This window comes from uncultured Helicobacter sp. (genome assembly GCF_949282165.1).
Taxonomy (GTDB): Bacteria; Campylobacterota; Campylobacteria; order Campylobacterales; family Helicobacteraceae; genus Helicobacter_F.
Genome location: NZ_CASDOV010000016.1, coordinates 44,053 through 59,046, shown reverse-complemented (window position 1 = coordinate 59,046; position 14,994 = coordinate 44,053). Strand labels below are relative to the sequence as shown.

Sequence of the window (14,994 nt, the reverse complement as noted above, 5' to 3'; positions counted from 1 at the left end):
AAAACACAGAATCTAGGAGCTGCAGAGTCTAGGGCATTTACAGAATCTAGCCCGAGAGATTCTAAAACACGCACAGAATCCAAGGAGATTCTAAACAACATATAAAGACAGAATCTAAACTCCAAAAATCTTACAATCTAGTGCAAATTCAGAATCTAAGAAACTTACAGAATCCACGACTTCAAAAAGCTTGCACAAGGCTTTATAAGTTGATGGATTGTGTAAATTGCTTGAGGTTTAGAATCTGTGGAGCTAGATTCTATAAATGCCTAGATTCTGCGCTTAGCTTGGAGTGGATTGCGTAATACCACTATTGCACAACAAAGCGAGGTTTTGAGGGAGGTTGGCGGATTTTTGTTTCACTCTATCCACATTAGCAAAGCAGCGCACCCATCTTTGAAAAATCCACAACTTCATCGCATTATAAGCCTGTATTGCTCATATGAGCGGAGTGTGGGTAAGAGCCATTTTAAACTTATCAAAATCGTCATAGCGTGCTTAAGTGCGATTTAGCACTTCCAAATGCAGGGCTTTGTCTTTGGCTGTGATTTTTACCCTGCCACCTTTCTTAAGCTTGCCAAAGAGTATCTCATCACTTAGCGGGAGCTTAATCTGTGTGTCTATCAAACGCCGTATCTCGCGCGCCCCAAGCGCATTATCCACGCTTTGGCTCGCCAAATACTCTAGCGTTTTAGAATCTGGCAGCAGCGTGATGTGCTTATTTTTTAGCTGCGCATTGAGATCTTCAAGGTATTTTTGCGCGATGAGGCGGTATTCACGCACTCCAAGTGCGCCAAAATGCACCACGCCATCAAGGCGCGAGCGAAACTCTGGCGAGAAAAGATGCTTGATAGCCCCCTCGCTCTTGCCCTTGTTATCGGCATTAAAGCCCAAGGCATTGCCCTCTTTGCTCCCCGCATTGCTCGTCATAATCACGATGACATTTTTAAAATCCGCGCGATTGCCCGCATTATCCGTCAAACTCGCAGCATCTAGCACCTGCAGCAGCACATTATAAATATCGCTATGTGCCTTTTCAATCTCATCAAGCAGCAGCACGCAATAGGGATTTTTGCGGATAGAATCCACGAGCAAGCCCCCCTGCTCAAAGCCCACATAGCCCGCCGGCGCGCCGATGAGCCGCGATATGGAGTGGGATTCCATATATTCGCTCATATCAAACTTCACAAACGCAATCCCTAGCGCTTTGGCAAGCTCGATACTAAGCTCTGTCTTGCCCACGCCGCTTGGTCCCGCAAACACAAAGCTTCCGATGGGCTTATTTAGCTCGCCAAGCCCGGCTTTGTTTTTCTTTATCACGCGCACGACTTCTTCGATAGCCCTATCTTGTGAAAAAATGCGCTTTTTTAGCGTCTTTTCTAAGTCCCTAAGTGCCCTGCTCTCATCGCGATTGACTTGAGTTTTGGGGATATGCACGCTTTTTGAGATGATAGATTCAATGTCCTTTGGCTTAATGGTGGGCAGGGAATCTTTGGCATTTATCTTAAAATACGCTCCGCTCTCATCGAGCAAATCAATCGCCTTATCGGGCAAAAATCTATCAGTAATGTAGCGATGTGAGAGATCCACACAGACTTTGAGCGCGGCGTGCGTGTATTTGACATTATGAAACTTCTCATATATGGGCTGCAAACCCTCCAAAATCTTATAACAATCCTCTATGCTAGGCTCTTTAACCTCCACCTTACAAAAACGGCGCAAAAGTGCCTTATCCTTGTCAAAAGTTTGCTTAAACTCATTAAATGTGCTCGCCCCAATGCAGCGCAGGGAGCCATTAGCAAGGGCGGGCTTTAGGAGGTTTGAGGCATCAAGGCTCGAGCTATTTGCCGCTCCCGCACCCACGATCGTGTGAATCTCATCGATAAACACAATGCTATTTGGGATTTTCTCAAGCTCGCTCAATACGCCCTTTAAGCGTTTTTCAAAATCCCCACGATACTTGCTCCCAGACACCATAGAGGCGAGATCGAGCATAAAAATCTGCGCATTATGCAGGGCTTGTGGCACGCGCTTTTGGCTAATCTCTAGTGCTAGCCCCTCGGCTATCGCGCTTTTGCCCACGCCCGATTCGCCAATAAGCACGGGATTGTTTTTCTTGCGCCTGCAGAGAATCTCACTAATGCGCAAAATCTCCTCATTGCGCCCGATGATAGGATCTATCTTGCCTTCAATGGCTGCTTGTGTGAGGTTTTTGGCAAATTGCGCGAGATAGCTCTCTTGGCGTTGGTTGCCCTCACTCCCACTCCCTCGCTGTTGGTTGTCCTTTTCCTGCTCTTGGGTGAGGTAGCTTAGGACGCTGTAGCGATCGATTCCTTGAGCGTTTAGAATCTTAGCACTATAGCAATGCTGCTCCTCAAGCACCGCTGCAATAAAATCCCCAATCTCTGGCTGCCTTTGCCTGCCTTGAGCCTGCAGATGACCCATCATAAGCCCAAAGATTCTCTCTAGTGATGGCGTGTGCATAGGGCTATTATCGAGATTGTGCGAGCTTGGGACATAGCGTTTGAGATAGGCATAAGTGATACTTGCCATCTCGCTGACATTGCCCCCAAATTTGCCCAAAAACTCACTGCCCTCTTTGCTGTATAAAAGTGCCAAAAATATATGTTCGGTTGTCAAAATATTGTGTTGCATATCCTTAGCGATTTCTCTAGCTTCGCTGATGATAAATGGTAGATTATGTGTCATTGTCTGCCTTTAGAGTTGTTTTGTCTGCACGCGGAGCGGATAGCCATTTTGCTTTGCCAAATCTAGCGTGATTTTTGCCTTTAGCTCGGCGATATCATAGGGATACACGCCACACACTCCAGAGCCCTCTTTGTGGATTTTTAGCATAATATTCACGGCTTCATCGCTGCTTTTTTCAAAAATACGCATAAGCACATCGATGACAAAATCCATCGTCGTCCAATCATCATTAAACAAAATCACTTCATAAAATGTGGGTTCTTCAATCGCGGTATCTGTGGCACTCTCGTGGCTGCTTTGTGGCATAAACTCTCCTAAATTTTTGCCCGCTATTGTAGCAAACTTTACCTATTTAACAATAAACTTTATAGTTCCCTAACAATTAAGGAGGTGATTATGAAAAAGGTGATCGTGCCCGTTGCAAAGGGCTTTGAAGAGATTGAGCTTATTAGCGTGGTGGATGTGCTGCGCCGCTGTGAGATAGGCGTGGAGATTCTCTCATTAGAATCTAGCCCAAGCTTGGTGGGAGCGCATAATATCACGCTGCAAGCTGATGGGATGTTTGCCCAAAATGAGTATGAGGAGTGTGCGTGTATCGCGCTTGTAGGGGGCTATGAAAATATGCAGCGTATGCGTGCGCATAAAGGTTTGGGCGAGGTTTTGAGGGCGTTTGCCAGCTCACATAGGCTCATCGCTGCCATCTGTGCCGCGCCCATTGTGCTCGCACATTTTAGAATCTTATCAAAGGAATTTACCTGCTACCCCTCCTGCCAAGCCGAGGCACTGCGAGAGAGTCACGCCGATGAGGGATTGTGCTATGTGGATAGGCGCGTGTGCTATGTGGATTCTATCCTGACTTCACAAGGACCTGCCACGGCTATGGAGTTTGCGCTAAGGCTCGCAGATATCCTGCACACGGAGAATCTAGGGGCGTATCAGATCAATGCAGACTTTCATACTCCACTTGTCCAAAATATCGCTAGCGGACTACTCTACCAAGCCTAAAGCAGCCTAGCGCGCCTCATAGCGTTTGAGACGATAGCGTGGGAGTGAGAGCTCACGCTTGCTCATCACACTCCCCCCACGCACAAGATTTTCATTATGCACACAATCATAGACGACAAACCCGCAGACAAGGGCGTTTTTGCGTATGGCTGCGCTTTGGGAATAAGTGGTGAGTATGCCATTTGGCGCGAGGATTCTATAAAGCTGCGCAAAATACGCCTCACTCCAAAGCTCGGGATTTTTCCTAGGGCTAAAGGCGTCTTGATAAATCACATCAATGCCCTCTGTGGGGATTTCTCGCACATACACACACGCATCGATGAGCCTCACCTCTATATATGTGTGCGCGTCCTCATACACGCCCCTATCGCGCAATGCACACAAAATCTCGCATAAGGGTAGCGTGGCAAGCTCCCTAGGATAGGGGAAGTCGATGAGGTTTGTCAATAGGGAGTCATCTAGCTCGGGGGAGTAGATATACAGATTTAGAGGGAGATTGTGAGTGCGCGCATAATACAAACTCGCCAAGGTGTTATACCCAAGCCCAAAGCAAATGTCTAAGATTCTCATCTCGCGCGCACCCTCAAGTGCGCTAAAAGCCGGTATGATGTGCTTATAGAGGCTCTCACGCAGCGCCCCGTCCCTCAAACTATGATAGCACTCATCAAAGCGCGTGCTATATGCGCTAACGCTCCCATCGGCACTTTCCCTTAGCTCTAGCGCGCCCTTTTTAGGATTATTGAGAATCTGCACGCCCATCTCCTGCCTCCAAATCCCAAGTAAGCACAAACGCACTGCCGCCCTTATTGGCATTACTCGCATTATCCGCACTGCCCTTATCCACACTTTGTGTATCCACGCCACTTTGGCTTTGTGCCTCTTGTGCGCTCTGCACGCGTATGCGTATGCCATACTCCCTGCATATCTCGCGCACGAGGCTAAGCCCTATGCCAAATCCCCCCACGCTTTTATCAAAGCGCGCAAATCGCTCAAAAATCATCGCCCTATGTTTAGAATCTATCCCGCTCCCGCTATCTCTAATAGCACAATATCCCTCGCGCAAAATGATAGAAATCTCCCCATCGTGCTTGTTGTATTTGATTGCATTGCTTAGGAGATTATCAAACAATGTGATGATTTTTTCTCTGTTTGCGTATAGATGTGCGGGGGCGAGATCACTGCGGAGTGTGAGGGATTTTTGTGCCAAAAATGGCGCGAAAAACTCTAGCCGCTCGCACAAAAGCAAATCTATCCTAAGCCTTTGCTTAGTCTGTGGGAGGCTATGGGGGAAGTTATACGCCACAAGCGTGCGATAGATATGCTCTAGCTGCAAGGACGCGAGTTTAATGCGCGTGATTTTTTTCTTATCTTCAGAGCTTAGGGCTTTTGTTTGGAGCATCTCCACACTCATTAGGATAATGCTAATAGGCGTGTTGATCTCGTGTGTCGTGTCTTTGATAAAGCTATCAAGCCGCTGTATGTGGTTGTGGATAGGCTTTAGAAACAATCGCACCAAAAAATACGCCACAATCCCCATCGCTAGGAGGATAAGCACGAAATACACGCCAAGCTTGATGTTGTTTGCGATGATGAGCGAATCGACATTTTCATCTTGGATAAAGATTCTATACGGGAAGCGCGTGGGCTTGTAATGGCGGTGGGCAAAGGCTTCTGGATCGAGCACTACCCTATCATCTATCTTATAAAATCCCTCCAAAAACTCCTCGTGCGTGGGATTGGCTAGGAGGTTAGAAAACACCACCTCGCCCCTTTTGCTAAAAATCCCAAAGGCGAGATCTGCCCTAGATTCTCTAATCTCTGTAAGCGCGCGCTCTAGGTTATTTGGGTATTTTTTCAAAATTTCTGTAATCCCTAGCGATACCTCACGCAGCGAGATAACCTGCTCATAATAGATATTGCGCGTTTCCTTCTTATACACAAAATAAAACAGCCCGCATAGCAGCACAAGGCTCGTGCCCAGATACAGGGATAGAATCTTAGCTATCGTGCGCTTAGTGGAGCTAGCGAACATAGCAATAGCCCTTGTTGTGTTGATTTACAATCTTGTGCTTGCCGATGAGTTTGCGCAAATTTTTGATATACGCGCGCAGTGAGAGCTCGCTAGGCTCCTGCCCCATATCCCAAAGCGTCTCAAAAATGCGCTCTTGGGGGATATAGGTGTTTGGGTGCTGCAGGAGGAGATTTAGCAGGGCGGTTTCTTTTTTGGTGAGTGGCAGGATCTCGCCCTCTTTATACAGGGTTTTGGTGATGACATCAAAGCTCACGCCATTACCAAAATCCTCCATTTGTGCCTTGCGGTGCGCAAAGGGGCGTTTGAGCAGCGTGTGAATGCGCAGCCGCAGCTCCACAAGCTCAAAGGGCTTGCGCAAAAAATCATCGCAGCCCACCTCATAGCCCATTTGCAAATCCTGCACGCTGCTAAGCGAAGTGATAAAAATACAAGGCGTGGTTTTATCCGCTTGGCGCAGGGCTTTGAGCACTTCAAAGCCCGGGAGAGCTTCCATCGCCTCTAGCTCATCGCCCAGAGGCACTTTCACATCAAGCAGCCACAGATCAAAGCTCCTCTCATACGCCAAGCTAAGCGCGCTAGAGGCGTCCTGACACAGCTCGATACTAAAGCCCTCGCTCTCCAAAAACTCGCACAAAATCTCTGCGAGCACACCATCATCTTCTAGAAGCAAGATTCTCGCACCTCGCTTGTTTTTATCACTCATTTTTTGCCTTCATTATTTTTTGGGTTTAGGGGCTCTAGCTCCCTCATCGTGCTCGCTATGAATCTTATAATGCCTTGGCGGGTGCAGCAGCTTGCACTGCTCTTTATTCTCACGGCAAAATCGCTCCATTTCCTTATGCACCTCGTGTTTGTAAGCGCGGAAGTCCTTAACCTTCATACCATCATACACCTTTTGGGCTTGCTCACGCAAGCCCTCCTCAAACTCCCGCGCCTCTTTCACGCTCATATTCTCGATACGCTTGGCTATCTCTAGCCTATACTCAGGCATATCCTTGGGGCTTACCTTGCCAGAGAGGGAGAGCAGCTCCTTGTTGCTCTGCTTCCCAAAGTCCGCTCCACAGAGCGCGCCACCTAGCGCGAGGCTTGTGAATACACTGAGTGCTAGTCTTCTTTTCATACACTACTCCTTATTGGGTAAAATCCACTTTTTAAGCAAAAGTGTGCGTGCAGTGTAGGCAAAAGTTGTGGATTAGCTGTGAATTAGCGCGGGGATTTCAATCACAAAAACCTTATCGCCATTTTCTTGCAAACTAATGCGCCCATTATGGGCTTGCACGATTTGCTGACTTAGGGCTAGCCCTAGCCCATTGCCCTTTAACTTGGTGCTTTTAAAGGGTTCAAAAAGCAGGTTTTTATCCTCGATTGGTTTGCCATTATCACGCACATAAAACACGCTTTTTGCCTCATCTTGGCTACACCACACCTCCACGCACCCTCGCTCCTCATCACTCTCCTCAATCGCATCGATGGCGTTAAACACAAAATTTTGTAGCACAATGCTAAAGAGATCAAAGTCTATAAGCACCTCGCTAGATTCTATAAATGTGAATCTAAACTCGATATCTTTAGAATATGTGTAATACGCGATAGATTCTCTAAGCTCTTGCTCGATAGATTGGAGCGTGTGGGGCTTTTTATTGACACTAATGCCTTTAGAAAAAAGCAAGGTGGCATTGATGAGCCGCTCGATACGCCAAATGGATTTTTTAATCTCTGTGGCGATAGGCTGGATACTACAATCACCGCGCTTTAGCAAGCTAGAAGTCAGAATCGAGATAGAGCCCACGGGATTGCGTATCTCGTGGGCTAGATGTGCGGAGACTTGCCCCATAGAGGCTAGTCGCTCTTGGCGTTTTTGGTTAGTGATGTTAAAGGCAGTGATGATGGTTTTATCGCTTAGCGGGCTAATCTTAAACATGTAGGCGTTGTTGTTATACTCCAGCTCGCTTTCATAAATCTCGCCTATGCTAATAGGCGAGAGGCTTAGGCTCGTTTGGATAAGGGCTAGGACTTCAGGCATCGCATAGGCTTGGTTGTTTTGATAAAAGAGCTTGCCATCTTTCTCTAGCACCCAAATGGCTTGGGGTAGGAGCTCTAGGACATTGTTATAGAGGTTTTTTAGACTTTTAAACTCTTCTTCGAGCTGATAGGTGCCTTGAATGAGCTCTAGGAGTGAATCTAGCACCTTTTGCTTGTCATTAGTATCAAGGCTTTCGATGAGATTATGGCTTAGCAAACTCTCCTGTGGCAAATCCTCCATACGCACTCCCTTTGTTTTTTAGAATCTAGCCTTTACTTTTGCAAACTTCTAAGGTAATTAAAGAGTAGCTCGCTATACCCAAAGCTTCCGCTAAGAGTGCTTGCGAGATTTTCAATATACATTGAGTGATAGATATCGCTCCCGGGCTGCTTGGGATAGAGTGGATTTTCATTTTTTATCGCATCTTTTAGCATAATCTGCAAAAACAACGCCTCAAAATTATCCGTCTGCTCTCTTAGCTTCTTATCCTCATTAGCTTGGAGTTTTTGGAGTGAGGAGGACGCATTTTGCGCGTTTTGTGTAGGTTGAGCATTTTGCCCACCTCGCATAGCTTGCGCGCCCTTTATGCTTTGCGCGCTTTGTATGGTTTGGCGATTTTTTAGATTTTGTAGTAGCGCATCGCCTTTTAGATTCTCATACGCATTGATACCATTTTGCAGCGACACATTCATTTTCACACCTCCTTTATAGAATCTACATCACCACGATATCCGCAGTTATCGCGCCACTTTTTTTCATCGTCTCTAGGATTGAGATGATATTTTTGGGGCTTGCGCCGATTTTTTGCAGCGCGCGCACGACATTGGCGATTGTGGGCTTTTTGCCATTGGTGGCGATGGTGCTTTGGGCTTTGGAGATACTCACATCATCGCCGATACTTAGAGCCTCTGGATCGCTTTGAATCTCATCAGAGATTTTAAGCGTGAGCTCGCCGTGTGTAACCACAATAGGTTCTATAGTAATCCCCAGCCCCGCGACAATCGTCCCGCTTTTTTCATCGATGACAACCCGCTGCTTTTGGATATACTCAATCTCCACTTCCTCCACAAGTGCCAAAAACTCCACCATACTCATCACTTCGGGCTTATGTAGCCTAATGGTGCGTGAATCTATGGCTTGGGCGACATTGGCGTTGAAAGTCTCATTGAGCGTTTGCTGAATCTTCACGGCATTTTGGAGATCGGATTTTTTGAGGCTAAGCGTGGCGGAGTCTTGTGCGGCGATATTGTAGGCGACTTCGCGCTCGATAGTCGCGCCATTTATGAGCGTGCCCGAGAGGGTATTGCTACTCTCGCCAAGCGTGATAGCCCCCTGCGCTAGGGCGTAGATATTGCCATCTACCGCACTTAGGGGCGTGAGCACGAGTGTGCCGCCATTTATGGATTTGGCATCGCCGATGGAGGAGACTTGTATATCGATTTTATCCCCCGCACGCGCAAAGGCGGGCATATTTGCCGTTACCATCACCGCCGCGACATTTTTTGACTTTATATCATTTGCCGAGACTTTGACATTCATACTCTCTAGCATATTTGCCATACTTTGCATAGTGAATTTCGAGCCGTTTTTATCTCCCGTGCCATTGAGCCCTATCACGAGCCCATAGCCCACGAGCGAGTTTTCTCTAATCCCCACGATTTGGGCAAGCTCTGCGATCTTTTGCGCCCACGCAAGCCCCACACCACACATTAGCAACAAAACAAGCTTTTTCATACATCTCCTTAAACGCTCAACACTCATATCCCTATGAGCCATTTGTCTCATTTTCTTTGAGAAGTGGAGCAAAAAGGATTCCATTATTTTAATGCAAATTTTTGCTTAGCAAAAATTTGTTATCGGGGTTTGGGGCAAAGCCCCTCGCCCCTCCGCTTCGCGAACATACATTGCGTTTTTTAGTAAGATTATAGAATCTCTTGGTGTAATCGCGTCAGGAACGCCGCTTGGGCTAACACCTTTTCTATAAACCGAGTGAAAAATTATAGAATTTCGCCCTAGATTCTGTGAATGCGCGCAAAGCCCACGCCTAAGCTTAGCAAAAGCTTTTTACACTACAATATGCGCTTCATTCCACGCCCAAAGGTTATAAATGCAAGAATCTAACGACTTCACGCACCCTACACAATCTAAGCCAAAAACCCTCTCCATCGTCATTCCCTGCTACAATGAAAAAGCCACGATTACAAGCATTCTCTCCGTCGTGCAAAATGTCGATATCCCCTACCACAAAGAAATCATCGTAGTCGATGACTGCTCAAATGATGGCACAAGAGAGATTTTGCAATCCCTTATGACAAATAACGCTGCGCAATCACAAGCCCTAGATGTGGGCTGTTTAAGTCAAATTGGGGGGGGGGGCAGCTAACAACCCCGCTCCACAATCCCCAAAAATCACACAATCCCCCACCACCTCAACGCTCAAAATCCTCTACCACACGAAAAACCAAGGCAAGGGCGCGGCATTGCGCACGGGCATAGCACACGCTAGCGGCGATCTGGTCATCATCCAAGATGCCGACTTAGAATACGATCCAAACGAGTATCCAAAGCTTCTCGCGCCCTTTGAAAAGGGCATAGCCGATGTGGTGTTTGGCTCGCGCTTTGTGAGCGGGGATTCCCATCGCGTGCTGTATTTTTGGCACAGAATGGGCAATGGGCTGCTCACGCTGCTTTCAAATATGATGACAAACCTCAACCTCACCGATATGGAGACTTGCTACAAAGTCTTTAAACGCGAGATTATCCAAAGTATCAGCATAGAAGAAAATCGCTTCGGCTTTGAACCAGAGATCACGGCAAAAGTAGCAAAGATTAAGGGCATTAGAATCTATGAAGTGGGGATTTCCTACTATGGGCGCACCTATGAGGAGGGCAAAAAGATTGGTATCAAGGACGGATTTCGCGCCCTGTGGGCGATTGTGAAGTATGGAATCTAAGCCAACTCGCGACATTACAGAATCTAGAGAATCTAAGTCAATAGATTCTGTGATTATGTGCGCGTAAGCGGAGCGAGTGGGGATTTATTCCCCACGAGCGATAGCAATTTGCCACAAGCAAATTGCATTAAATCATAATCTCAAAGGATAGGCAAATGGGAAGTATGGATTGTCAATGCAAAAATCGCTCTCGTGCTTTTGGGCTGGATTGTGGCTTTGGCTTTTTGGCTTTGGTGTGTCTTAAAAAAATCGCTCATCTCTTCAAAATAGACAACACACTTGCCATCGATACGAAGTTCTATATCCTCTTTGTGGGCTTGCTCGGAGTATTTTTCCTTAGCCTCATTATGCAGTTTTTGCATTTTATCACTCCCATTTCCTCAAGCGTGAGTGCTGTGTTTATGGGGCTTGGCGTTGGCTTGTTTGCGTATTTGCTGCCCCGAGGCAAGAGGGCACAAACGATGGTAGAGGATACTTTGCAAAAACGCTCGACATTGTTTATCGCCATCATTTTGGCTTTCATCTTATGCGCAGTCTTTGCGATGCGCCCAGAGAGTGCCTACGATACGGGCTTATATCATATCCAAGCCGTCAAATGGGTGCAGCAAGAAGCCCTACATTTTGGCATTGCCAATATCCATACACGCTTTGGTTTTAACAATATCTTATACAACTTCGCCGCCCTTACTGAAGTATCACATTTTTTCCCACAGATTCGCTCGTTTTTGTCAGTGGAGATTATTTGCTTTTTCTTTTTTGTCTCAGGCGTCCTAGGATTGGTGCATTTGCAGCACAAAAACCTTGATGATATTTTTATGGGCATTGCTTTAAGTCTAGCCCTCATATTTTCCTATTGGCTTGGTGGCGGAATGTATGCCGAGGGCGTGCTTGGTATCCTAGGGCTTAGCGTTTGTGGGTATTGCCTAAAACTACTCAATCTCAAAGCCCCATTACAGAATCTAAGATTTTCGTTTTTCATTCTCTATATGATTGGATTTTTTTGCGTGTTTATCAAGATTTCTGCCATTTTTGTGCTTATAGGCGTTGTGTTGGTGCATTGGCAGTGTTTTAGAATCTCAAAGCAATGTTTGCGAGATTTTTTACTTTTTATGCTCTTTGGGGCTTTTTTGGGCTCATTGTGGGCGTTAAAAGGCATCATAACCTCGGGAATGATAGCCTATCCCGCAAGCGTGGGGTATTTTCCTAAACTCCCTTGGGCGATAGATGATACAACAAGAGCGAGAGAAGTCACCATCATCGCAAACTGGGCGAGAGTCGCGGGCACGCCAAATGGACAAGAGCTGCTAAATAATGGCACTTGGATGGGATTGTGGTGGGATAAATATGTGTGGGTTGGGAATTTTAAACTCTTTTTGCAATTTTGCCTAGCTGGGATTGTAGGCATTGTCTTACTAAGAGTGATTGGCTGGCTCAAATTTGTGCATTTCAAAAAATACGCAGTGCTTGGGCTTAGCCTCATTGGAGGGATTGTCTTTTGGTTTTTGAGTGCTCCTGATCCTAGGTTTGGGTATCAGTACTTCTTCCCTCTGGGCGCATTTTTGGTAGCATTTTGTGTATTAGTCCTCTTGGAGCGCAAACAATACCATTTGGTTATCATCATCTTATGCATATGCAGCATACATATCAATAAACACCTTGCCACTTCAGGCATAGACACTGCAGACAAAATCCCTCACATAGAGCTAAAGAGTGCTACCACAGATTCTGGTATGGTAGTGTTTCTCCCAACAAAGGGCGATAGAGTCTATGATGCTCCCCTCCCCGCGACACCATATTTTAATCCCAAGCTTAGCAAAAAAAACTTTTTGGGCAGAGATATGTATTACAAGGAGGCAAAATGAGAGAATCTAAGCCACCAATGGCGTTAGAGAATCTAAGTAATCTTTAGATTCTCTAAAAGGCAGTGTGCTACTAAGGCATAGTGAGGGGTATTCTCACTAAGTCGCATTTTTGGCACAAAATGGGCGATGGGGCACTCACGCTCCTCTCTAAAAATCACTAAACAAAACCACACAAAGGAGTTGTAATGACAGATTGGCTGATGATAGATTTTAAGATTCTCTTAGCACTTGGGCTATGGATTATGGCAGTATTTGGCTTTGGCGCTCTTGTGTATAGAATCTATGGGCGTGTATTTGGTGTGCAAGTCTTTGCGCATACCTTGTGGCTTGAGCTATTTGTTAGTCTCATACTTGGCGTGGCGTTTTTGAGCTTCATCGTGCAAGTGCTAAATTTTTTCTTACCACTTTATGCGTTTCTTTCTCTAGGATTTTTGCTTATTGGGCTTGGACTTTTTGTGTGGCTATACAGAGAGATTCTGCGCTCTTGGCAGATTGGGTTAAGCGGCTTATGCGCGTTTTTTATCGTTGGGATCTTAAGCCTCCACCACGACTCCTATGGCGATAGTGTCAATTACCATATCCAAATCGTTACTTGGATCGAGCAATCGCCCATAATCTTTGGGCTTGGCAATGTGCATGGGCGGCTGGGATTTAATGGGATTATTTATAATTTTTATGCCCTTAGTGATGTGAGTCAAATCTTCCCCGGATTGCGGAGTTTTATCGGCAATGAAATAGTGTATTTTGGGCTGTTTTTTAGTGTGTTTTTGATTTTGCTCAATCCACTCCACAAGCACGCACGACAAGATTCTCTACTAAGCGACAAATCCGCACTCTTTGTCGTGTGCGCCGCACTTGCCTTTCCTTTTATTTTGCGATGGGGCGAGTTTAGGGGGCTGTATTGCGAGGGGATTGGCGCAGTGCTTGGGATATTGGTGTTTGCTATGCTTTTGCGTGCGCTAAATGCTAGGGATTCTATAAGCCAAAATCCCACAGAATCTAAGCACGATAAGCCCGCACTCCTAGCCCACACACTCGTCCTTAGCTTTATCATCGCCTTTTTTGCCGCACTAGTTAAAATCGCAAATACCGGGCTTTTAGCCGCTGTGGCAATCTGTGCTCTCTATCTATATAAAAAGCAAATAGTTTCTAAAATCTCGCTCAAATACCTCGCCTACCTTGGCATATTTGCGCTTATCTACGCCCTGCCTTGGGCACTCAAGGGCTATATGACTTCAGGTATGATAGCCTATCCCGCTGCAGTGGGTTATATCCCCTCTCTGCCGTGGGCAGTGAGTGATGAGCAGCGCGCTGGCGAAGTGTGCTGGGTGATGAGCTGGGCTAGAGATCCGGGCATAAACTGCAAGGAAGTGCTTTCAAGCTCTGCGTGGCTCAAAAAATGGCTACTAATGGAGACGCGATACTTTAATTGGTATTTTAAATATTTTGTGTATGGGTATTGGGCGGCTTTAGGGCTTAGCGTGCTTTTGCTCATATTGCCAAAGTCCCTCTACACACGCAAGCAATACAAAGACTTCCTCCTGCTCTTTATAGGAGCTCTGTGTGGCGTGGCATTTTGGTTTGCAAGCGGTCCCGATCCGCGCTTTGGTATGGTGTATCTCATACCACTTTTGGGGATACTCTATGCGCATAATCTCACACTTATCCAAAACCTACAATCCAAAATCCTAAGAATCCTTGGATTTGGCTCATTCCTCGCGACACTCACGCCCATTTATCTGTTGATAAAAACTTTTGTGATATGGGTTTGGGGTGTGTGGATAGTGCTTTGTAATGTGCGCCTAAGAGTATTTATTAGCGCGATGATAGTCCTTAGCCTTTGGGGTAGTTACAATATCTTTGGCGCGAGCGTGCTAAAGAGCGTGCAAGATCCACAAAAGATTAAGACTATCTTTGTGCAAAAAAGATTGACGGATTTTGGGGCAGAAATCTATGTGCGCAAAGACGGACAAGCGGAGGGGTTTGAGGGCGTCGAGTATGAGCCACTGCCCACCACGCCCTATTGGAATCCAAAAATTGAGCTTAAGAGCATTATGGGGCGCAAAGCCTATATCAACACAGGAAAGGAGAACCAAAAATGATAAATGAATCCATCTTTGACAAGCTTTTGCGCACTATGCGCCTTGCGCGTGTGCTCCCGAGTATCAAATCCTTTGACAATCCGCGTTTGCTTGATATTGGCTGTGGCTTTGAGGCGCGGCTACTGCGTGAGGTGGAGGGCTATATCGCCAAGGGCGTGGGGATAGACTACAAAGCCCCCGATATACGCACAGACAAGCTCCACACCTTTAGCTATGTCTTTGAGAGCAAGCACGAGCTTGGATTAAAGGCTTCTAGTAGGCAAATGGGGGGGGGGGCAGACACAGATTCTCTCACACGATGATATTA

The 14,994-nt window shown here is 46.3% G+C and carries 16 protein-coding genes; 7 read left to right on the top strand and 9 right to left on the bottom strand.

The window, feature by feature from the left end:
• The first annotated feature begins 297 nt into the window (after window positions 1–297).
• Window positions 298–513 carry a hypothetical protein gene (locus ACH2BK_RS08045; protein WP_394994088.1) on the top strand — a complete coding sequence of 72 codons (216 nt, stop codon included), beginning with the start codon at window positions 298–300 and terminating at the stop codon, window positions 511–513.
• Here ACH2BK_RS08045 and ACH2BK_RS08040 read toward each other — a convergent pair.
• Together ACH2BK_RS08040 and ACH2BK_RS08035 are read right to left on the bottom strand one after the other, a co-directional pair.
• Window positions 499–2,709: an AAA family ATPase gene (locus ACH2BK_RS08040; protein WP_395003244.1), complete on the bottom strand. Its 2,211-nt coding sequence runs from the start codon at window positions 2,707–2,709 to the stop codon at window positions 499–501. The genes ACH2BK_RS08045 and ACH2BK_RS08040 overlap by 15 nt on opposite strands.
• 9 nt (window positions 2,710–2,718) lie before the next feature.
• Window positions 2,719–3,015, bottom strand: coding sequence for an ATP-dependent Clp protease adaptor ClpS (locus ACH2BK_RS08035; protein ID WP_394994084.1), 297 nt, complete (start codon window positions 3,013–3,015; stop codon window positions 2,719–2,721).
• A 90-nt stretch (window positions 3,016–3,105) separates the two neighbouring features.
• Between ACH2BK_RS08035 and ACH2BK_RS08030 the strand changes: the two genes are divergently transcribed.
• On the top strand, window positions 3,106–3,714 hold the full coding sequence (locus ACH2BK_RS08030; protein ID WP_394994082.1) for a DJ-1 family glyoxalase III: 609 nt from the start codon (window positions 3,106–3,108) through the stop codon (window positions 3,712–3,714).
• A gap of 6 nt (window positions 3,715–3,720) precedes the next feature.
• Here ACH2BK_RS08030 and ACH2BK_RS08025 read toward each other — a convergent pair whose 3' ends face one another.
• The 7 genes from ACH2BK_RS08025 to ACH2BK_RS07995 form a co-directional block, all read right to left on the bottom strand.
• A complete protein-coding gene (locus tag ACH2BK_RS08025; RefSeq protein ID WP_394994080.1) occupies window positions 3,721–4,527 on the bottom strand; it encodes a tRNA (5-methylaminomethyl-2-thiouridine)(34)-methyltransferase MnmD in 807 nt (268 codons plus the stop codon).
• Complete coding sequence (locus tag ACH2BK_RS08020) at window positions 4,451–5,746, bottom strand: sensor histidine kinase (RefSeq protein WP_395003240.1); 1,296 nt, start codon at window positions 5,744–5,746, stop codon at window positions 4,451–4,453. The genes ACH2BK_RS08025 and ACH2BK_RS08020 overlap by 77 nt, the downstream gene beginning before the upstream one ends.
• Entirely contained in the window at window positions 5,736–6,449 is a 714-nt protein-coding gene (locus ACH2BK_RS08015) for a response regulator transcription factor (RefSeq protein WP_394994076.1), read from the bottom strand. The genes ACH2BK_RS08020 and ACH2BK_RS08015 overlap by 11 nt, the downstream gene beginning before the upstream one ends.
• A gap of 12 nt (window positions 6,450–6,461) precedes the next feature.
• A complete protein-coding gene (locus ACH2BK_RS08010; protein ID WP_394994074.1) occupies window positions 6,462–6,866 on the bottom strand; it encodes a DUF1104 domain-containing protein in 405 nt (134 codons plus the stop codon).
• 72 nt (window positions 6,867–6,938) lie between these two features.
• Window positions 6,939–8,009, bottom strand: a complete 1,071-nt coding sequence (locus ACH2BK_RS08005) for a sensor histidine kinase (protein WP_395003238.1) — start codon at window positions 8,007–8,009, stop codon at window positions 6,939–6,941.
• Window positions 8,010–8,041: 32 nt separating this feature from the next.
• Window positions 8,042–8,338, bottom strand: coding sequence for a hypothetical protein (locus ACH2BK_RS08000; RefSeq protein WP_395003251.1), 297 nt, complete (start codon window positions 8,336–8,338; stop codon window positions 8,042–8,044).
• A gap of 145 nt (window positions 8,339–8,483) precedes the next feature.
• A complete protein-coding gene (locus ACH2BK_RS07995; RefSeq protein WP_394994070.1) occupies window positions 8,484–9,503 on the bottom strand; it encodes a flagellar basal body P-ring protein FlgI in 1,020 nt (339 codons plus the stop codon).
• A gap of 373 nt (window positions 9,504–9,876) precedes the next feature.
• Here ACH2BK_RS07995 and ACH2BK_RS07990 point away from each other — a divergent pair, with 373 nt between their 5' ends.
• The 5 genes from ACH2BK_RS07990 (at window position 9,877) to ACH2BK_RS07970 (ending at window position 14,989) form a co-directional block, all read left to right on the top strand.
• Complete coding sequence (locus ACH2BK_RS07990) at window positions 9,877–10,152, top strand: glycosyltransferase (protein ID WP_395003235.1); 276 nt, start codon at window positions 9,877–9,879, stop codon at window positions 10,150–10,152.
• Window positions 10,133–10,723, top strand: coding sequence for a glycosyltransferase family 2 protein (locus ACH2BK_RS07985; RefSeq protein WP_395003233.1), 591 nt, complete (start codon window positions 10,133–10,135; stop codon window positions 10,721–10,723). Before ACH2BK_RS07990 ends, ACH2BK_RS07985 begins: the two co-directional genes overlap by 20 nt.
• A 155-nt stretch (window positions 10,724–10,878) precedes the next feature.
• Window positions 10,879–12,585 carry an LIC_10190 family membrane protein gene (locus tag ACH2BK_RS07980; RefSeq protein ID WP_395003231.1) on the top strand — a complete coding sequence of 569 codons (1,707 nt, stop codon included), beginning with the start codon at window positions 10,879–10,881 and terminating at the stop codon, window positions 12,583–12,585.
• 185 nt (window positions 12,586–12,770) lie between these two features.
• Window positions 12,771–14,687: an LIC_10190 family membrane protein gene (locus ACH2BK_RS07975; protein WP_395003229.1), complete on the top strand. Its 1,917-nt coding sequence runs from the start codon at window positions 12,771–12,773 to the stop codon at window positions 14,685–14,687.
• On the top strand, window positions 14,684–14,989 hold the full coding sequence (locus tag ACH2BK_RS07970) for a hypothetical protein (RefSeq protein WP_395003227.1): 306 nt from the start codon (window positions 14,684–14,686) through the stop codon (window positions 14,987–14,989). Before ACH2BK_RS07975 ends, ACH2BK_RS07970 begins: the two co-directional genes overlap by 4 nt.
• Window positions 14,990–14,994: the final 5 nt, after the last annotated feature.